At 72.2% G+C, this 18,830-nt stretch carries 19 protein-coding genes; 18 read left to right on the forward strand and 1 reads right to left on the reverse strand.

Going from position 1 to position 18,830, the window contains the following annotated elements; all coding sequences use genetic code 11:
* Nucleotides 1–40: 40 nt before the first annotated feature.
* On the reverse strand, nucleotides 41–1,066 hold the full coding sequence (gene fbaA / locus BLT67_RS11005; protein ID WP_092667061.1) for a class II fructose-bisphosphate aldolase: 1,026 nt from the start codon (nucleotides 1,064–1,066) through the stop codon (nucleotides 41–43).
* A gap of 201 nt (nucleotides 1,067–1,267) precedes the next feature.
* On the opposite strand from fbaA, the gene BLT67_RS11010 reads away from it, so the two are divergent.
* The 18 genes from BLT67_RS11010 to BLT67_RS11095 all read left to right on the forward strand — a co-directional run bounded on the left by BLT67_RS11010 (nucleotide 1,268) and on the right by BLT67_RS11095 (nucleotide 18,822).
* A complete protein-coding gene (locus tag BLT67_RS11010) occupies nucleotides 1,268–3,010 on the forward strand; it encodes a dihydroxyacetone kinase family protein (protein WP_092667636.1) in 1,743 nt (580 codons plus the stop codon).
* Nucleotides 3,011–3,012: 2 nt separating this feature from the next.
* On the forward strand, nucleotides 3,013–3,468 hold the full coding sequence (locus tag BLT67_RS11015; RefSeq protein WP_092667062.1) for a ribose-5-phosphate isomerase: 456 nt from the start codon (nucleotides 3,013–3,015) through the stop codon (nucleotides 3,466–3,468).
* An 8-nt stretch (nucleotides 3,469–3,476) separates the two neighbouring features.
* On the forward strand, nucleotides 3,477–4,250 hold the full coding sequence (locus tag BLT67_RS11020; protein WP_092667063.1) for a triose-phosphate isomerase family protein: 774 nt from the start codon (nucleotides 3,477–3,479) through the stop codon (nucleotides 4,248–4,250).
* Nucleotides 4,247–4,966, forward strand: coding sequence for a GntR family transcriptional regulator (locus BLT67_RS11025; RefSeq protein ID WP_092667064.1), 720 nt, complete (start codon nucleotides 4,247–4,249; stop codon nucleotides 4,964–4,966). Before BLT67_RS11020 ends, BLT67_RS11025 begins: the two co-directional genes overlap by 4 nt.
* Nucleotides 4,967–5,080: 114 nt before the next feature.
* Nucleotides 5,081–6,013 (forward strand): sugar phosphate isomerase/epimerase family protein, encoded by a 933-nt coding sequence (locus BLT67_RS11030; RefSeq protein ID WP_231945478.1) that lies wholly within the window; start codon nucleotides 5,081–5,083, stop codon nucleotides 6,011–6,013.
* Between the two features lie 2 nt (nucleotides 6,014–6,015).
* On the forward strand, nucleotides 6,016–6,969 hold the full coding sequence (locus BLT67_RS11035) for a 3-hydroxyacyl-CoA dehydrogenase family protein (RefSeq protein WP_092667066.1): 954 nt from the start codon (nucleotides 6,016–6,018) through the stop codon (nucleotides 6,967–6,969).
* A 27-nt stretch (nucleotides 6,970–6,996) separates the two neighbouring features.
* Nucleotides 6,997–7,767 carry an SDR family NAD(P)-dependent oxidoreductase gene (locus BLT67_RS11040; protein WP_092667067.1) on the forward strand — a complete coding sequence of 257 codons (771 nt, stop codon included), beginning with the start codon at nucleotides 6,997–6,999 and terminating at the stop codon, nucleotides 7,765–7,767.
* 155 nt (nucleotides 7,768–7,922) lie between these two features.
* Complete coding sequence (locus BLT67_RS11045) at nucleotides 7,923–9,308, forward strand: MFS transporter (protein ID WP_231945479.1); 1,386 nt, start codon at nucleotides 7,923–7,925, stop codon at nucleotides 9,306–9,308.
* A gap of 166 nt (nucleotides 9,309–9,474) precedes the next feature.
* Nucleotides 9,475–10,065 (forward strand): DAK2 domain-containing protein, encoded by a 591-nt coding sequence (locus BLT67_RS11050; protein ID WP_157674339.1) that lies wholly within the window; start codon nucleotides 9,475–9,477, stop codon nucleotides 10,063–10,065.
* Between the two features lie 172 nt (nucleotides 10,066–10,237).
* The gene (gene glpX / locus BLT67_RS11055; RefSeq protein WP_092667638.1) at nucleotides 10,238–11,191 is read left to right on the forward strand and encodes a class II fructose-bisphosphatase; all 954 of its coding nucleotides are present in this window, start codon (nucleotides 10,238–10,240) and stop codon (nucleotides 11,189–11,191) included.
* Between the two features lie 89 nt (nucleotides 11,192–11,280).
* Nucleotides 11,281–12,891: an SRPBCC family protein gene (locus BLT67_RS11060; RefSeq protein ID WP_092667069.1), complete on the forward strand. Its 1,611-nt coding sequence runs from the start codon at nucleotides 11,281–11,283 to the stop codon at nucleotides 12,889–12,891.
* Nucleotides 12,888–14,123: a hypothetical protein gene (locus tag BLT67_RS11065; RefSeq protein WP_092667070.1), complete on the forward strand. Its 1,236-nt coding sequence runs from the start codon at nucleotides 12,888–12,890 to the stop codon at nucleotides 14,121–14,123. The genes BLT67_RS11060 and BLT67_RS11065 overlap by 4 nt, the downstream gene beginning before the upstream one ends.
* Nucleotides 14,124–14,193: 70 nt before the next feature.
* The gene (locus tag BLT67_RS11070; protein ID WP_197674417.1) at nucleotides 14,194–14,565 is read left to right on the forward strand and encodes an ArsR/SmtB family transcription factor; all 372 of its coding nucleotides are present in this window, start codon (nucleotides 14,194–14,196) and stop codon (nucleotides 14,563–14,565) included.
* A gap of 2 nt (nucleotides 14,566–14,567) precedes the next feature.
* Nucleotides 14,568–15,044: an SRPBCC domain-containing protein gene (locus tag BLT67_RS11075; RefSeq protein WP_157674340.1), complete on the forward strand. Its 477-nt coding sequence runs from the start codon at nucleotides 14,568–14,570 to the stop codon at nucleotides 15,042–15,044.
* A 241-nt stretch (nucleotides 15,045–15,285) separates the two neighbouring features.
* Entirely contained in the window at nucleotides 15,286–16,491 is a 1,206-nt protein-coding gene (locus BLT67_RS11080; RefSeq protein WP_092667073.1) for a substrate-binding domain-containing protein, read from the forward strand.
* A complete protein-coding gene (locus tag BLT67_RS11085; RefSeq protein WP_092667074.1) occupies nucleotides 16,491–17,246 on the forward strand; it encodes an ABC transporter ATP-binding protein in 756 nt (251 codons plus the stop codon). Before BLT67_RS11080 ends, BLT67_RS11085 begins: the two co-directional genes overlap by 1 nt.
* On the forward strand, nucleotides 17,243–17,950 hold the full coding sequence (locus BLT67_RS11090; RefSeq protein ID WP_092667075.1) for an ABC transporter ATP-binding protein: 708 nt from the start codon (nucleotides 17,243–17,245) through the stop codon (nucleotides 17,948–17,950). Before BLT67_RS11085 ends, BLT67_RS11090 begins: the two co-directional genes overlap by 4 nt.
* Nucleotides 17,947–18,822 carry a branched-chain amino acid ABC transporter permease gene (locus BLT67_RS11095; protein ID WP_092667076.1) on the forward strand — a complete coding sequence of 292 codons (876 nt, stop codon included), beginning with the start codon at nucleotides 17,947–17,949 and terminating at the stop codon, nucleotides 18,820–18,822. The genes BLT67_RS11090 and BLT67_RS11095 overlap by 4 nt, the downstream gene beginning before the upstream one ends.
* Nucleotides 18,823–18,830 lie beyond the last annotated feature (8 nt).

The following is an 18,830-nucleotide window of genomic DNA, read 5'->3' on the forward strand; positions in this document are numbered from 1 at the left end:
CGAAGCGCCCCTCCGCGGAGGGGCGCTTCGTCGTCGAGAGCTACTTGCTCGACCAGCCGGCCGAGCCGAGCTGCTGCGTCGCGGAGGCGACGCGGGCGGCCATCGCCGTCTCCGCGGCCTTGCCCCACGAGCGGGGGTCGTAGACCTTCTTGTTGCCGACCTCGCCGTCGACCTTGAGCACGCCGTCGTAGTTCGCGAACATCGAGCCCGCGACCGAGCGCGTGTACGCGTACTGCGTGTCGGTGTCGATGTTCATCTTCACGACGCCGTTGCGCACCGCCTCGGCGATCTCCTCGTCGCTCGAGCCCGAGCCGCCGTGGAAGACGAGGTCGAGCGGCTTCTCGCCCGTGCCGTACTTCTCGGCGAGGCCCGCCTGGATCTGCCCCAGGAGCTCGGGCCGCAGCTTCACGTTGCCGGGCTTGTAGACGCCGTGCACGTTGCCGAACGTGAGCGCCGCCATGTAGCGGCCGTGCTCGCCGAGGCCGAGCGCCTCGACGGTCGCGATCGCGTCGTCGAGGGTCGTGTAGAGCTGATCGTTGATCTCGTGGCTGACGCCGTCCTCCTCGCCGCCGACGACGCCGATCTCGACCTCGAGCACCTGGTTCAGCGCGTGCGTGCGGGGGAGGATCTGCTTGGCGATCTCGAGGTTCTCCTCGAGCGGCACGGCCGAGCCGTCCCACATGTGCGACTGGAACAGCGGCGCGCGGCCCGCGCGCACCTCCTCCTCGCTCGCCTCGAGGAGCGGGTAGACGAAGCCGTCGAGCGCGTCCTTCGGGCAGTGGTCGGTGTGCAGCGCGACCTTGATCGGGTAGGCCTTCGCGACCTCCGTGGCGAAGCGCGCGAAGGCGATCGCGCCGCCCGCGCGGTTCTTCACGCTCTGGCCGGCGAAGTAGTCGGCGCCGCCCGTCGTGACCTGGATGATGCCGTCCGAGCCGGCGTCGGCGAGCCCCTGCAGTACCGCGTTGATCGTCGACGAGGACGACACGTTGATCGCGGGGTAGGCGAAGGCGTTCGACTTCGCCTTGTCGAGCATCTCTGCGTACTCATCTGGCGTTGCGACGGGCATTGGCGCGCTCCTTGACTCGTCAGCGGGCGCGGCCGCCAGGCGGCGCCGCGCGGGATCGGCTTCAGTCTAGGTCGCGGTGGGTGCGGATGCGGTGGGCCCGTGCCGGGCAGTGGTGGAGGACGTGACAGGCAACCCAATTTCCTATAGGATTTCGACGACCTGCCCGCCGACGTGTGGGCGATCCCGAGCGAGGAGGCCGCGATGACGCGACTGTTCAACGATCCGAGTGCGTTCGCCGACGAGATGATCGAGGGCTTCGTGGCCGCAGCCGGCCGCTGGGTGCAGGCCGCCCCGGGAGGCGTCGTCCGATCCACCCAGGCGGACGAGGCCACCGTGGCGCTCGTCATCGGCGGCGGCAGCGGGCACTACCCGGCCTTCGGCGGGCTCGTCGGCCCCGGCCTCGCGCACGGCGCGGCAATGGGCAACCTCTTCGCCTCGCCCTCGTCGCAGCAGGTCTACTCGATCGCGAAGGCCGCCGACCAGGGCAAGGGCGTGCTGCTGAGCTACGGCAACTACGCGGGCGACGTGCTGCACTTCGACGCCGCGCAGGAGCGCCTCCGCGCCGAGGGCATCGACGTGCGCACCGTCACCGTCACCGACGACATCTGGAGCGCCCCGAAGGAGGAGCTGCACAAGCGCCGCGGCATCGCCGGCGACCTCGCGGTCTTCAAGGCCGCCGGGGCAGCCGCCGCGGCCGGCTACGACCTCGACGGCGTCGAGCGCGTCGCCCGGCTCGCGAACGCCCGCACGCGATCGTTCGGCGTCGCCTTCTCCGGCTGCACCCTCCCGGGCGCGGATGCGCCGCTGTTCGAGGTGCCCGAGGGCAAGATGGCCGTCGGCCTCGGCATCCACGGCGAGCCCGGCATCGACGAGGTCGACGTGCCGACCGCCGACGAGCTCGCCGAGCTCTTCCTCGACCGACTGCTCGAGGAGGTGCCCGAGGGCGTCTCGCTCGAGGGCGCGCGCGTCGTGCCGCTGCTCAACGGCCTCGGCAACCTCAAGTACGAGGAGATGTTCGTCGTCTTCCGGCGCATCGCGCAGCTCCTCACCGAGCGCGGCATCACGATGGTCGAGCCCGAGGTGGGCGAGCTCTGCACGAGCTTCGACATGTCGGGCGTCTCGCTCACGCTCCTGTGGCTCGACGACGAGCTCGAGACGCTGTGGGCCGCGCCGGCCGACGCCCCCGGCTTCACGAAGGGCTCCGTCGCGCCACAGCGCGCCGCCGCGGCCGTAGCGGCAGCCGACCTCGACGAGTCGGTGCCCGAGGCGAGCGAGGCCTCGCGCGAGGCCGCCGGCCTCATCGACGAAGCGCTCAGCGCGGTCGCCGCCGCGATCGACGAAGCGGCAGACGAGCTCGGCCGCATGGACGCGATCGCCGGCGACGGCGACCACGGCATCGGCATGCAGCGCGGCTCGCGCGCCGGCGCCGACGCCGCGACGAAGGCCGCCGGCGCCGGCGCCGGTGCGCAGACCGTGCTCGAGCGCGCGGCGGATGCGTGGAGCGACCGGGCGGGCGGCACGAGCGGCGCGATCTGGGGCGAGATGCTCCGCGCGCTCGGCAGGCGCGTCGGCGACGACGACGCCGTGACCGCCGAGGCGGTCGCGGAGGGCATCGCGCAGGCGAAGGACGCCGTGATGGCGTTCGGCAAGGCCAAGGTCGGCGACAAGACGATGGTCGACGCGATCGTGCCCTTCGCCGACGAGCTCGGCCGCCGCGTCGCCGCGGGCGAGGGCCTGCGCGAGGCATGGGGCGAGGCCGCGGGCAGCTGCGAATCGGCCGCCCAGGCGACCGCCGACCTCAAGGCGACGCTCGGCCGCGCGCGCTCGCACGGCGACAAGTCGATCGGCACGCCCGACCCGGGCGCGATCTCGTTCGCGCTCATCACCAAGACCGTCCACCGCGTCCTCGCCGAGCGCGCGGGCACGCAGAGCAAGGAGCAGTGACCATGGCGATCCGCCTCATCGTCGGCAGCGACAAGGCCGGCTACGACCTCAAGGAGATCCTGAAGGGCGAGCTGGAGGGCCACGAGCGCGTGGCATGCATCACCGACGTCGGCGTCGACGACCCCGAGGGCTCGACCTCCTACCCGAAGGTGGCGATCGAGGCCGCGGAGCGCGTCGCGCGCGGCGAGGCCGATCGCGCGCTGCTCGTCTGCGGCACCGGGATCGGCGTCGCGATCGCGGCGAACAAGGTGGCCGGCATCCGCGCGACCGTCGCGCACGACTCCTACTCCGTCGAGCGCTCGATCCTGTCGAACGACTGCCAGATCCTCACGATGGGCCAGCGCGTCATCGGCCCCGAGCTCGCCAAGCGGCTCGCGAAGGAGTGGCTGACCTACACGTTCGACCCGTCGAGCCACTCGCAGGCCAACGTCGACGACATCTGCGCATACGAGGGCTGAGGCCCGCGATGCTCATCGGCTCGAGCCTGAAGATGTACTTCGGGCGCGCCCGCACGCTCGAGTGGACGCGCGCCGTCGCCGCGATCTGCGCCGAGCACCCCGCCGTGCGGCGGGGGCTGGTCGAGCCGTTCGTCATCCCGACCTTCCCCTCGATCCCCGACGTCGTGACGGTGCTGCAGGAGACGGGCGCAGCGGATGCGGGCATGCTCGTGGGTGCCCAGGACCTCCACTGGGAGGACGCGGGCGCGTTCACGGGCGAGGTCTCCGCGCCCGAGCTCGCCGAGCACGGCGTCGCGCTCGCCGAGATCGGGCACGCCGAGCGGCGCCGCATGTTCGGCGAGACCGATGCGACCGTCGCCCGGAAGGTGGCGGCCGCGCTGCGGCACGGCATCGCCCCGGTGCTGTGCATCGGCGAGGAGGCGGCGGGCGACCACCGCGCCGCCGCGGCTGCGTGCATCGCCCAGCTCGACGCATCCGTCGCCCTCGCCGTGCGCGAGGGGCTCACGGGCCGGCTCGTCGTCGCGTACGAGCCCGTCTGGGCGATCGGCGCGCCCGAGCCCGCGGGGGAGGAGCACATCCGCGCGGTGGCCGGGGCGCTGCGCGCGCACGCCGCCGCGGGCCCGTTCGACGCGCAGGTCATCTACGGCGGCAGCGCCGGCCCGGGGCTCCTGCCGCGCATCGCGGACTCGGTCGACGGCATGTTCCTCGGGCGTTTCGCGCACGATCCGGCGGCGTTCGGGGCGATCCTCGACGAAGCGCTCGCTCTCGAGGAGGACCGATGACCACCACCCGCCTGCCGCTGCGCGTCGGAGAGATCGAGCGGCGCGGCCTGCGCGACCGGGTCTACGAGCTCATCCTCGACATGCTGCTCACCGGCGGCGTCGAGCCGGGCTCGCGGCTCTCGATCGACACCCTCGCGAAGCAGCTCGACGTCTCGCCGACGCCCGTGCGCGAGGCGATGGTGCAGCTCGAGCGCACGGGCCTCGTCACGCGCGAGGCGCTCAAGGGCTACCGGGTCGCGCCGCCGCTCGGGCCCCAGGAGCTCACCGAGCTCTTCGACGCGCGCGTCATGCTCGAGGTCGAGGCCGCGAGACTCGTGACGCCGCGCGTCGAGGCGCTGCTGCCGCAGCTGCGCGACGCGCACGAGCTGCACGGCGCGTGGGCGCAGCAGGTGACCGAGGCGATGACGCAGGGCGCCGACAGCACGCCCGTCACGCAGGAGTACTTCGCCGCCGACGCCGCCTTCCACCGCGCGATCTTCGAGGGCACGGCCAACCGGTTCCTGCTCGCGATGCACGACGACCTCGGAGCCCTGACGCACCGCCTGCGCCAGGCCGTCATCCGCGGCGTGCACGACGTCGAGGAGGCGCACGCCGAGCACGGGCGCGTGCTCGAGGCCTTCGAGCGCGGCGACGCCGCCGCGGCGGCGGATGCGATGCGCGCGCACATCGAGGGCGTCCGCACCCGCTCGATGCGGGACGCCGCGCCCCAGGACTAGGCCCCGCGGGGCGACGCGCCGTCGCCTTGCACCCCGGCCGCTATCTGACTACATTTCCTATAGGATCTTTTCCCGGACGTCCCCGTCCGAAGCGATGCAACGGAGCAGATGACCATGGCACAGCAGGCAGCCTTCACCGCAGACACGTGGCCGATCGCCACCTGCCTGCACGGGATCCCGGCCGTCTCGGACGGCGTCGCCCTGCACGACGCCGACGCCGAGGTGTGGGACGCCGCGTTCGCGCAGGTCGCCGACGTGGGCTTCACGCTCGCGGAGCTCGCCGACAGCCACATCCGCCCCGCCGACCTCGAGGCGAGCCGCAAGGACGAGCTCTTCGACATCCTCGGGCGCCACGGCATCCGCATCCCCTCGGTGCACCTGCAGCGCCAGAGCGTCATCATGCCCGGGCACGAGGAGCGCAACCTCGCGTACGCGCACCGCACGATCGACGCCGCGGCCGAGTGGGGCATGGAGGTCTTCTCGACTGGCCTGCACCAGCCGTTCAACCAGGCGCAGCGCGAGGCGCTGTGGTTCTGGACCGCGCAGGGCCCGAAGGACCCAGAGGACCCCGAGGTGTGGGATGCGGCGGTCACGCGCCTGCGCGAGCTCGGCCGCCACGCCGCCGAGGTCGGCCTCAAGATGTCGCTCGAGATGTACGAGGACACCTACCTCGGCACCGCCGACTCCGCCGTGCGGCTCGTCGAGGAGATCGGCCTCGACAACGTCGGCCTCAATCCCGACATCGCCAACCTCATCCGCCTGCACCGGCCCATCGAGGACTGGCGCGAGATGCACGCGAAGACGCTGCCGTACGCCAACTACTGGCACGTCAAGAACTACACGCGCGACGAGGCCGCCGACGGCTCGTGGGCGACGAGCGTGCCCTCGACGATGGAGGGCGGCCTCATCAACTACCGCCAGGTCGTGCGCGACGCGCTCGAGCTCGGCTTCGACGGCATCTTCCTGATGGAGCACTACGGCGGCGACAGCCTCGGCAACTGCTCCACCAACGCGCGCTACCTGCGCACGCTCCTCCCGAAGGGATGATCATGACCACGAAGACCATCGCCGTCGTCGGCTCCGGCTACATGGGCGGCGGCATCGCCCAGGTGCTCGCGCTCGCCGGCTACGACGTGAAGATCGCCGACGTCTCGGCGGAGATCGCCCAGCAGAACCGCCAGCGGCTGCTCGACGAGGCCGCCGCGTTCGTCGCCGACGAGCTCTTCCCCGCCGACGCGGTCGAGCGCATCGAGGCGCGCCTCACCGCCGCCGAGTCGATCGAGGAGGCCGTCGCCGACGCCGACTTCATCGAGGAGGCCGTGCCCGAGAAGGTCGAGATCAAGCACGCGACGCTCGCGCGCATCTCGGCCGTCGCCCGCCCCGACGCGATCATCGGCTCGAACACGTCGACGATCCTCATCGGCACCCTCGCCGAGGCCGTCGAGCACCCCGAGCGCTTCCTCGGCGTGCACTTCTCGAACCCCGCGCCGTTCATCCCGGGCGTCGAGCTGATCGCGCACGCCGGCACCGACGAGGCCGTGCTGCCCGTCGTCGAGGAGATCGTCGCGGCGACCGGCAAGGAGACCGCGCGCGTCGGCGACGCGACCGGCTTCGTGCTCAACCGCCTGCAGTACGCGCTCTTCCACGAGGCGACGCAGCTCGTCGAGGAGGGCGTCGCGACCCCGGACGACATCGACACGATCGTGCGCACGACCTTCGGCTTCCGCCTGCCGGTCTTCGGGCCGTTCGCGATCGCCGACATGGCGGGCCTCGACGTCTACGCGTTCTGCTACGCCTCGCTCCAGACCCGCTGGCCCGAGCGCTTCGCCACGCCCGACTCGCTCAAGGAGCTCGTCGACGCCGGCAAGTTCGGCACCAAGTCGGGCGCCGGCTACCTCGACGTGCCGGCCGAGCGCACCGCCGAGCTCGTCGCCTACCGCAACAAGGCCTACGTCGCCATCAAGCAGCTCATGGACGAGCTCGGCCCGGCCCCCATCCACTGATCCACCGCGAGACCTAGGAGTCCTCCCATGGCAACCGCATTCCCCGAGGTGCGCACCGTCGTCCTCACCGGCGCGGCATCCCCGCGCGGCATCGGCCGCGCATCCGCCCACTTCCTCGCCGAGCAGGGCTGGAACATCGGCATCATCGACCTCGACGCGGATGCGGCGAGGGCCGTCGCCGCCGAGATCGCCGAGCAGCACGGCGTGCAGGCCGCGGGCGCCGGCGCGAACGTCGCCGACGAGGCGCAGGTGCGCGCGGCGTACGACGAGCTCGAGGCCGCGCTGCCGCAGATCGTCGCGCTCGTGAACCTCGCGGGCGTCTCGAGCCCCGTGCCGTACCTCGAGGTGACCGCCGACGAGTGGAAGCGCGTCATGGACATCAACATGAACGGCGTCCACTACGCGACCCGCCGGGCCGTCGAGTCGATGGTCGAGCACGGCGTCGGCCGCGTCGTGAGCCTCTCGTCCGTCTCCGCCCAGCGGGGCGGCGGCACGTTCTCGAAGACGGTGTACTCGGCCGCGAAGGCGGGCGTCATCGGCTTCACGCGCTCGGTCGCGCGCGAGCTGGGCCACCAGGGCATCACCGTCAACGCGATCTCGCCCGGCCCGATCGACACCGACATCATGGGCGGCACCCTCACCGAGGAGCGCAAGACCGCGATGGCCGCCGACGGCGTGCTGCCGCGCATCGGCACCCCGCGCGACATCGCCGCCGCCATCGCCTACCTGATCTCCGAGGACGCCGGATTCGTGACGGGGCAGACCCTGAACGTCGACGGCGGCCTCTACATGCACTGAGCCATGGCTGGCCAAGGCCCCTGGTCCAAGTCCCGCATCCTCTTCCTCGCACTGGGCGTCGTCCTGGTCGGGGTGGGGCTGTGGCTCATCCTCCCCACGCTCCTCGGCTGACGCCGAGCGATCCGAACAGCACCACCCGCTCAAAGGAGAGTCCCGTGTCAGATTCGACACTGACCGCCACGTCGAAGGGCGGCACCGCCCTCGACTCGGCCATCAAGAAGGCCGCGAAGCATCTCATGCCGATGCTCGTGATCCTCTACTTCGTCGCGTTCCTCGACCGCACCAACGTCGGCTTCGCCGAGGAGGCGCTGAAGATCGATCGCGGCATCTCGGCCGGAGCCTTCGCGCTCGGCGCCGGCATCTTCTTCATCGGCTACGCGATCTTCGAGATCCCCTCGAACCTGCTGCTGAAGAAGTTCGGCGCGCGCTTCTGGCTCGCGCGCATCGCGATCACGTGGGGCCTCGTGGCCTCCGCGTTCGCGTTCGTCACCGACGACACCTCGTTCATCGTGCTGCGCTTCCTGCTCGGCGTGACGGAGGCGGGCCTCTTCCCGGGCGTCATCCTCTTCCTCTCGGAGTGGTTCCCGAACAAGCACCGCGTGCAGATGTTCGCGATCTTCTACCTCGCGCAGCCCTTCTCGCAGATGCTCGGCGCTCCGCTCTCGGGCGGCCTGATCAGCTTCGGTGACACCCTGACGCCGTGGCACGGCTGGCAGGTCATGTTCTTCGTCGAGGGCATGATGGCCGTCGTCGCGGGCATCGCCGCCATCTTCCTGCTCATCAACGGGCCGCAGGACGCGAAGTGGCTCAACCAGGCCGAGAAGGATGCGCTCATCGACGTGATGGCGAAGGAGGACTCGGTGCGCGAGTCCGACGGCCCCTCCGGCGTCTGGCGCGCGATGGGCAACTGGAAGGTGTGGTACTTCACCATCATCTACTTCTGCCTGCAGATCGCGGTCTACGGCACCACGTTCTACCTGCCGCAGCAGGTCGCTGGCCTGCTGGGCCAGGACGTCGGCTGGCAGGTCGGCCTCGTCGCGGCCATCCCGTGGCTCGTCGGCCTCTTCGCCTGCTACTTCTTCGGCAAGGCGGCCAACACGATCATCCGCCGCCGCAACTGGGGCACGATGTTCTACGTCATCACCGGCGTCGCGATCCTCGGCTCGGCCTGGGCCGGCACCGCCGGGCAGCCGATCCTCGGCATCCTGTTCATCACGATCGCGGTGGCGAGCTTCCTCTCGGTCGGCCCGATCACGTGGTCGTACCCGACGGCGTTCCTCACCGGCACCGCGGCCGCCGCGGGCATCGGCCTCATCAACTCGCTCGGCAACCTGGGCGGCTTCGTCGCCCCGCTGATGCGCACGGGCATCAACGAGGCGGTCCCGACCGAGTCGGGCGCCTGGGGCGTCGTCTCGCTCGGCGTGTTCGCGTTCCTCGCGGCCGTGATGCTCTTCTGCACGAAGTTCTTCTCGGCGAAGGCGGATGCGCTGCTCACGTCGGAGAAGGACGCCGACGTGGAGGCAGCCGCACCCGGTCACTGAGCCGAGGCACATCGTGCACCCCTGCGGTGCACCCACAGGCCGGATCGGGACCCGCGACACCCCGATCCGGCCTGTCGCCTCTGCGCCCGGGGTGACCGCGCGGCTGGTGCGGCTAGGCTTCAGGCGCGCGGCCGGGACGCCGGTCTCGGCCGAGGAGGGCAGCACCATGCAGCACGACGACATCGTCCGCGCGGCGCTCGAGCGCATCGTCGCGGCGCTCGAGGAGGCGCGCGAGGAGCTCGACGAGCTCGACGCGGTCGCCGACGACGGCAACCACGGCACCCACATGCTCGCCGGCGCCAGCGCCGCCCGCGACGCCGCCGCATCCGCCCCCGCGGGCACGGCGCTCGCCGCCGCGTCGCAGGCCTGGGGTGCCGAGGAGGGCAGCGCGAACTCCCTCTGGGGCGCGATGGGGGCAGCTGCCGCCGCAGCGCTCCCGGCCGGGCCCCTCGCGATGGTCGACGCGGCCCTGCAGGCGCTCGAGACCTCGACCGACGCGTCGATCGGCGACAAGTCGATCGTCGACACCCTCGCTCCCGCGCTCGGCGACGCGCACGTGCACCTGCGGCGCGGCGAGCCGGGGGCGGATGCGGCGGCGCACGCCGCCGGGGTCGCCGAGGAGGCGGCGGTCGAGACCGCCGCCATCGAGGACCGCTTCGACGCCTCCACCCCCGACCTCGGCTTCCCCGACCCCGGAGCGACCTCGTCGGCGGTCATCCTCGCCGCGATCGCCGACGTGCTCGCCGAGCACAGCTGAGCTCGGGCTCGCCCGCGCGAAGGAAGCGCGGGACTTTCGCGGCGCTCGTGCCGGGCGCCGCGCATCCGCTCACTAGGCTCGTGGGGAGCCCTGTTCCGATGGAGGAGACCCCGTGCCCCAGAGCGAGACCCCGAAGGCCCCGGTCTTCGACAACCCCGACCGCAACCTCGCGATGGAGCTCGTGCGAGCCACCGAGGCCGCCGCGATCCGGGCGGTGCCGTTCATCGGCCGCGGCGACAAGAACGCCGCCGACGGCGCGGCGGTCGACGCGATGCGCACGTTCCTCGCGACCGTCGCGTTCGACGGCGTGATCGTCATCGGCGAGGGCGAGAAGGACGAGGCGCCCATGCTCTTCAACGGCGAGCACGTCGGCAACGGCCGCGGCCCCTCGGCAGACATCGCCGTCGACCCGATCGACGGCACCTCGCTCACCGCCGCCGGGCGCCAGAACGCGCTGAGCGTCATCGCCGTCGCCGACCGCGGCACGATGTACGACCCGGTCGACGCCTTCTACATGGACAAGCTCGTCGCGGGGCCCGAGGCGCGCGGCGTCATCTCGCTCGACCAGTCGATCGGCGACAACATCCGCGAGTACGCGAAGGCGACGGGCAAGGACGTCGGCGACGTCGTCGTCGCCGTGCTCGACCGGCCCCGTCACGCCGAGCTCATCGACGAGATCCGCTCGGCGGGCGCGGGCACGCGCCTCATGCGCGACGGCGACGTGGCGGGCGGCATCAACGCCGCGCGCTGGGAGAGCCGCATCGACATGTGCGCCGGCGCGGGCGGCACCCCCGAGGGCGTCATCACCGCGTGCGCGATCAAGGCGCTCGGCGGCTTCATGGAGGGCCGCCTCTCGCCGCAGAGCGACGAGGAGCACCGGAAGGTGGTCGCCGCAGGGCACGACCTGCAGCGCATCCTCGGCCTCGACGACCTCGTCGCGAGCGACAACACCTACTTCGTCGCCACCGGCGTCACCGACGGGCAGCTCCTCGACGGCGTGCGCCGCAAGGGGCCGCTCATCCGCACCGAGTCGCTCGTCCTGCGCTCCAAGACCGGCACCGCGCGCCGCGTGATCGCCGAGCACCGCGCCTCCAAGTGGCTCGAGAAGGACTCCGCGAAGGGCTGATCCGCCGCGGCCGACCTACGCTCGGGATCCTCAGTCGATCCTGAGGGGATCCGCTCGCGCGCCTCGTGCGGGAGCGGCAAGATTGCCGCATGAGCGGCGGTCGGCACCTGGGCGCCGATCTCGCGCGCTTCGTCGCGCTGCTCGGGCTCATCGGGATGGTCGTGGCCGAGGGCGAGCCGGAATGGCTCGCCTGGGTCGTCGACGGGCCGCCCGTGCTGCTGCTCGCGGTCGTGCTGGGCGTCGACGCCGTGCTCGCGGCGGAGCGCAGGCTCGCGCGCGGCGACGCGGGCGGCGCGGTGCGCGCCATGATGCTGCGCGGCATGCTGCTCGCCGCGCTCGGGCTCGTGCTCGGCACCGCGACCTTCTGGGTGTGGGGCTTCCTCGTGCCGCTCGGCGCGGCGGTCGCCACCGCATCCGTCGCGCTCCTGCTGCCGACGTGGGCGGTCGGCGCGCTCGCGACAGGGGTGCTGCTCGGCGCGGGCTGGTGCATCGCGGCGGCCCGCGCGGTGCTGCCGACGCTCGAGCACACGCACTCCATCACCACGCTGGTGCGCGAGCCGTACGCCACCGTCGCCGACGTCGCCCTCACCGGCATGCATCCCGCGATCGCGCTGCTCGGCGGGGTGCTGCTGGGCGTCGCGGTCGGACGGCTGCTCGCCGCGCGCGAGGGCGAGCGCGAGCGGAGCCTGCTCGCCGGCGCCGCCGTGGTGGGCGCAGCCCTGCTCGCGCTCGCGGTCGCGATCGACCAGCTCACCGAGGCGTGGCTGCGCGGCGACCTGGATGCGGCGCTCTCGCCCGCGGCGCTCGAGATGCTGCTCGGCCTGTGGTCGGCGCTCGTGCCGCACACCGTCGAGCTGCAGCTGCTCGCCGAGCCCTACTCGGCCTCGGCGGTCGAGCTCGCCCGCATGGTGGGCCTCGCGCTCTTGGCGCTCGGCAGCGTGGGCCTGCTGGCGGGAGCGCTGCGGGGCAGCGCCCTCGCGTGGGCCGACATCCCGCGCAGCTTCGGGAACGCGACGATCACGATGTGGTCGGTCGCCGCGGTGCTGCGGACGGCGACGATCGAGGTCGGGGAGCTGGCACCGTGGCTCGAGGGCTGGGCCGGCTGGGTGACCAGCACCGGTGTCGGCGTGATCGTCGTCAGCGCGGCGATGCGCGGCGGCAGAGGGGCGATCGAGGCGGGGATCGACGCGCTCGCCGAGCGCGGCGCGGGCGGGCGCCGTCCCGCGCTCGGGCCGGTGTCGCTGCCCGACGACGTGAGCTTCGAGTACGAGACGCAGCTGCGCGCGCCGATCGGCGTGGTGTGGCGCGCGCTGACCGAGCCCGCGCACATCCTGCAGTGGATGCACGAGCCGGCGCGGGCGGCCGAGATGCGCTTCGACGTGCGTCCCGGCGGGTCGATGTCGTGGCGCACGCCGCTGCTGTTCAGCACGCACCGGGTCGTCATCGACCTCGTGCGGATGGATGCGCCCACGACGCTCGTGCAGGCGCTGCGGTACGAGGGCGGTCCCGTCATCCTCACGAGCGTCGACCGGCTGTTCGAGTTCGACGGCGTCACGACCATCCGCACGCGCAACACGTGCCCGGATCGCAGGATCCGCGATCGCGCGCTCGCGGCGCGCTGGGCGACCGCGCGCATGCACGAGCGGCTCGCGACGTTCGTCGAGCGGCAGGCGGCGGGATCGGGCACCATGGTGGGATGAGCGCCTCCGCGCGTCCGCCTGCCGACGTCACCGGGGACACGGCGGGCCGGCTGGTCGGCATCGACCTCGCGCGCCTCGTCGCCATCGTCGGCATGATGGCCGCGCACACGCTCGGCTGGGACGAGCCCGCGCCGGCAGCGGTCGTCGCACTCATCGACGGGCCGCCGTCGACGCTCTTCGCGGTGCTCGGCGGCGTGAGCGTCGTGCTCGCGGCGCGCGCGCGGCTCCTGGCAGGGGACCGCGGGGGAGCGGTGCGCTCGACCCTCATGCGAGGGCTGCTCGTGGCGGCGCTCGGGCTCGTCGTCATCCCCTTCGCGCCCGCCGTCTACGTCGTGCTCGTGCCCTTCGGTGTGGCGATCGCGGCGGCGGCGGCGCTCGTGCTCCTGCCCACCTGGCTGCTGGCGGCCGTCGCGGTCGCGATCGCCGGTGCGGGCGGCTGGCTCGTCGTGGTGTCGCGCGAGGCGCTCCCCGGGCTCGACGACGCCGGCACGCACTCGCTCGCGACCCTCCTCGGCGAGCCGCTCGCGACGGCGCTCGACGTGCTGCTCACGGGCGTCTACCCGGCGCTCGTCTGGGTCGGCTACCTCGCGATCGGCATGGTCGTCGCCCGGGGCCTGCTGACGGCGCGCGCCGCGGGCGGCGAGCGGGTCGCGCTCGCGGCGATCGGCGCGCTGGGCGCGGCGCTGCTCGCGGCGGCGCTCGTCGCGACCGAGGCGGCGCTGCGGATCGTCGACGGCGACCTCGCCGGTCCGCTCTCCGTCGCCCGCGACCTCGCGCTCGAGAACGGCTATGGCGCGGCCCAGGGCGACGAGCCCGTGTGGCAGCTGCTCTCGACCCCGCACAGCGGCACCCCCGCCGACATCGCGCGCACGGTCGGCATCGCGCTCCTCGTCATCGCGGTGCTCGGCCTCGCGACTGCGGCGCTCCGGCCCCGCGCGCTGCGCGCGCTCGAGCCGATCCGGGCGGCCGGCGCCGCACCGCTGACCATTTACGTCGTGCACGTGATCCTGGTGTCGCTGCTGCTCGTCACCGTCGAGCCCGTCGCTGCCGAGGTCGTGACCGGATGGGTCGGCTGGGCGCTGCAGGTCGCCGTCGCGCTCGCGATCGGGGCGCTGCTGGCGGCGACGCGGTCGAAGGGCCCGCTCGAGCGCCTCGTGGCGCGCGCTGCCGACGCAGCCGCCGGCTGGGCCGCGCGTCCGCGCCCGGCCGGGCCCCCGCATCCGCAGCCCTGATCGCGGAGGAGGGGTTGACCTCATCCCACGCGCGGGTTAGATTGCCGATCAGTTATAGAACCAGGTGGTGATGAATATGCGCGAGGATCTCGACGACGAGGCGCTCGACCGCATCTTCGCCGCGCTCTCGGATCGCACGCGCCGTCGCATCCTGCTGCGGCTGCGCTCCGGCCCGGCCACCGTCACCGAGCTCACCGCGCTCGCCGGGCTCAGCCAGCCCGCCGTCTCGAAGCACCTCAAGGTGCTGGGGGAGGCCGGGCTCGTGCGGGCCGAGCGCGATGCGCAGCGCATCCACCGGCTGATCGAGCTGGCGCCGCTCATCCGCGCCGCCGTCTTCGTCAGCCGGTTCGAGGTCGACGTCGACGCCCGACTCGACCGCCTCGAGGCGCACCTCACGTCGGGAACCCGGCCGGACGCATCCGGCACCCCCACGAAGGAATGATCATGAAGACCCGATTCAGCCTGCCCGACGACACCTCGATCGCGTACGAGCGCGACTTCGCCGCACCGGCGGCCGAGGTCTGGAAGGCCCACACCGACCCCGAGGTCGTGCGCACGTGGATGCTCGGGCCGAACCCCGAGACCGAGTTCACCCGGTGCGAGATGGACGTGCGCGAGGGCGGCAGCTTCCACTGGGAGTGGGTGGACCGCGACGGCGACCTCTCCATCTCGGGCGACGTGCTCGAGGTCGATGCGCCGCACCGCCTCGTCACGACCGAGACGATGGGCGGCTCCGCGATGCAGGGCATGGAGTTCCCGCCCACCACGAACACCGTCACGCTCACCGAGCACGACGGCATCACGACGCTGCGCACGGTCACCGTCTACGACTCGAAGGAGTCGCGCGACGGGGTCTACGCGAGCGGCATGGATGCGGGCGTCGAGGCGAGCTACGACCGGCTCGCGAGCCGCTGGGCCTGAGCCCCCGCGTTCGCGCCCGAGCAGCGTGCCCGCCGGCGGATGCCCGGCGGGCACGCTGCGCGGTACATCACGATCCGGTCACGGAGGCGTCGCCGGTTTGACAGCGCAGGCGAGCCCCTCCATGCTGGAACCTGAAACCTGAACCACCTGTCAGGTCATTGGGAACCGTGAAGCCGCACGAGGGAGTGCTCGCCCAGCCGAGCTGCGCCCGAGGGGGCTCGCACCGCTCGAAAGGCAACTCATGCGCAGGACAACGAAGTTCGCGGGAGTGGGCGTCGCCATCGCCGCGCTCGCGCTCACGGCGTGCGCGCCGACCACCGCGACGCCCGACGCCACCGAAGGCGCCGACGGCACCGAGTCGGTCGCCGTCAGCGTCGGCATGATCACGTCGATCACCGGCCCGCTCGCCGCCTACGGCGCCAGCTACCAGCAGGGCTTCGAGGCCGGGCTCGACTACGCGACCGACGGCACCGGCGAGATCGACGGCGTCGAGCTGAAGATCGACTGGCTCGACGACCAGGGCAACCCCGACACGGCGGTCAACCTGGCGAAGGACGTCATCGGCCAGGGCTACCAGGTCATCGGCGGCTCCGCGGCCTCGGGCGTCGCGCTCGCGGTCGCCGAGCAGGCAGCGCAGAACAACGTGCTGTTCCTCTCGGGTCCCGCCGCCGCCGACGCCATCACCGGCATCAACGACCAGACGTTCCGCTCGGGTCGCCAGACGCTGCAGGACGTCGCGACCGCCGCGACGTTCCTCGACTCGGTCGAGGGCTCGAACATCGTCGTCTTCGGCCAGGACAACGCGTTCGGCCAGGGCAACGTCGCCTCGGTCGAGGCCGTCCTCGGCGCCGAGGGCGCCGAGGTCACGCCGATCCTCGTGCCCGAGGACGCGACGGAGTTCACGCCGTTCGCGCAGCAGATCTCCGGCGCGAGCCCCGACATGGTGTTCGTCGCCTGGGCAGGCGCCACGACCGGTGCGATGTGGGAGGCGCTCGCGCAGCAGCAGGTGCTCGAGTCGACGACCGTCGTCACCGGCCTCGCCGACCGCGCGTCGTACCAGGCCTACGGCCCGGGCTCGGCCGACATCCAGTTCCTCAACCACTACTTCCCGGGCGCGACCGACAACGAGGCGGCGCAGGCGATGGACGCCTACCTCGAGGAGCACGGCCACGAGGCCGACCTGTTCACGGTCGACGGCTTCGCGGGTGCGCAGATGCTCGTGCACGCGATCACCGAGGGCAAGGGCGACGTCGACGCGATGATCGGCGCGCTCGAGGGCTGGACCTTCGAGTCGGTCAAGGGCGAGATGACCATCCGCCCCGAGGACCACGCGCTCATCCAGCCGATGTTCCAGGTCTCCCTGGTCGATGACGGCGGCACCTGGGTGCCCGAGCTCATCGAGGTCGCCGACGCCGAGGCGGTCGCACCGCCGGTCGCGGGCGAGTGATGGCAGACCGACCCGCGCTCGTCCTGGACTCCGTCGACCTGCAGATCGGAGGCGCGCGCATCCTGCACGACGTCTCGTTCGAGGTCGCGACTGGAGAGATGGTCGGGGTCATCGGCCCCAACGGCGCCGGCAAGACGACGCTGTTCAACATCATCTCCGGCGTCATGATCCCCACGGGCGGCCGCGTGCTGCTCCAGGGCGACGACGTCACCAGCCGCAAGGTCTACCAGCGGGCGCGGGTCGGTCTCGGCCGCACCTTCCAGACCTCGAGCGTCTTCGCCGGCCTCACCGCGACCGAGAACGTCCGGCAGGCGGCGCAGGCGAAGCTCGGGGGAGCGGTCAGCCCGTGGCTGTTCCCCCGAGCCGCCGACGAGGCGCACGAGGTGGCCGCGCGCTGCCTCGCCGAGGTCGACCTCGCGCACCACGCGCAGACCGAGGCGGGCGTGCTCTCGCACGGCGACAAGCGCAAGCTCGAGATCGCGATGCTGCTCGCGACCGAGCCGCGGGTCGTGCTGCTCGACGAGCCGATGGCCGGCGTCGGCTCCGGCGACGTCGCGGGCCTCGTCGAGGTCATCCGCCGCCTCCACGAGTCCGGCCGCACCGTACTGATGGTCGAGCACCACATGGAGGTGCTGCTCGGCCTCGTCGACCGCGTCGCGGTGATGCACCACGGCGAGCTCCTCGCGATCGACACCCCGAAGGCCGTCATGGCCGATCCCGACGTCCAGAAGGCCTACCTGGGGGAGACCGTATGACCGCCATCCTGACCGTCCGCGGCCTCCATGCGCGGATCGCCGGCCAGCAGGTCGTCGAGGACGTCTCCTTCGACGTCGCCGCGACGGGCGTCACCGCGCTCCTCGGCCGCAACGGCGTCGGCAAGTCGTCGACCATCAAGGCGCTCCTCGGCCTCTACGAGCGCACCGGCGAGATCACCTTCGACGGCGAGCGCATCGACCGGCTCATGACGCACCGCGTCGTGCAGCGGGGCATCGCCTACGTGCCCGAGGATCGCGAGGTCTTCGGCCAGCTCACCGTCGAGGAGAACCTGCGCCTCGCCGAGCGCGGCGGCGCGCCCAACCGCGCGATCGTCGGCGACCTCTTCCCCGAGCTCATCCAGCGCGCCAAGCAGCAGGCCGGCACCCTCTCGGGCGGCCAGCAGCAGATGGTCTCGCTCTCCCGCGCGCTCATGAACGACAACAAGCTGCTGCTCGTCGACGAGCCGACGAAGGGCCTCGCGCCGCTCATCGTCGGCACGGTCACGAAGGCCCTCGAGGCCGCCGCTGAGCGCACGCCCATGCTGCTCGTCGAGCAGAACCTGCAGGTCGTGCGCGCCCTCGCGCACACCGTCATCGTCCTCTCCGGCGGCCGGGTGGTCCACACGGGCCCGGCCGCGGAGTTCCTCGACTCCGACCTGGTGCACCGCCACCTCGGCGTCTCGACCGACCAGGAGGCCGCATGAGCACCATCCTGCTCCTGCTCATCACCGGCGTCGGCCTGGGTGCGCTCTACTTCCTCGTCGCGAGCGGGCTCTCGCTCATCTACGGCCTCATGGGCGTGCTGAACTTCGCGCACGGCTCGTTCCTCACCCTCGCCGGCTTCCTCGGCTGGGAGGTGAGCCGCCGCATCGGCGACGGCTCGTGGCCCGGGCTCATCGCCGGCATGCTCGTCGGCCTCGTCGTCGGCGCGCTCGTCGCCGCCATCACCGAGCTCGTCTTCATCCGCAGGCTCTACAACCGGCACATCGAACAGGTGCTCGTGACCGTCGGCCTCGGCCTCGCGACCGTCGCGCTCTTCGAGGGCATCTGGGGCAGCGACCCCATCCAGATCCGCCTCCCCGAGTGGCTCGGGCAGACGACCGAGGTGCTCGGCACGCACGTGCCGAACGACCGCTGGCTGCTCATCGGCGCGGCCGTGCTCGTGCTCGTGCTCATCGTGCTGTTCCTGCAGAAGACGAGCTACGGCCTCGTCATCCGCGCCGGCGTCGAGAACCGCACGATGGTGACGGCGCTCGGCATCGACGTGCGCCGCGCCTTCACGATCGTCTTCGCGATCGGCGGTGCCGCGGCCGGCCTCGGCGGCGTGCTCGCCTCCGTCTACTTCGGCACCGTCTCGCCCCACCAGGGCACGTCGCTGCTCATCTACGCGTTCATCGTCACCGTCATCGGCGGCCTCGGCTCCCTCTCGGGCGCCGCGATCGCATCCGTGCTCGTGGCCGTGATCCAGCAGTTCGCGAACTACTACTGGGGCATCGGCGATCTCGCGATCGTGCTCGCGCTCGCGGTGGTCGTGCTCGTCCGACCGACCGGCCTCATGGGCAAGGTCAAGCACTAGGAGATGAC

The sequence above is a fragment of the Agrococcus carbonis genome (genome assembly GCF_900104705.1).
Lineage (GTDB): Bacteria > Actinomycetota > Actinomycetes > Actinomycetales > Microbacteriaceae > Agrococcus > Agrococcus carbonis.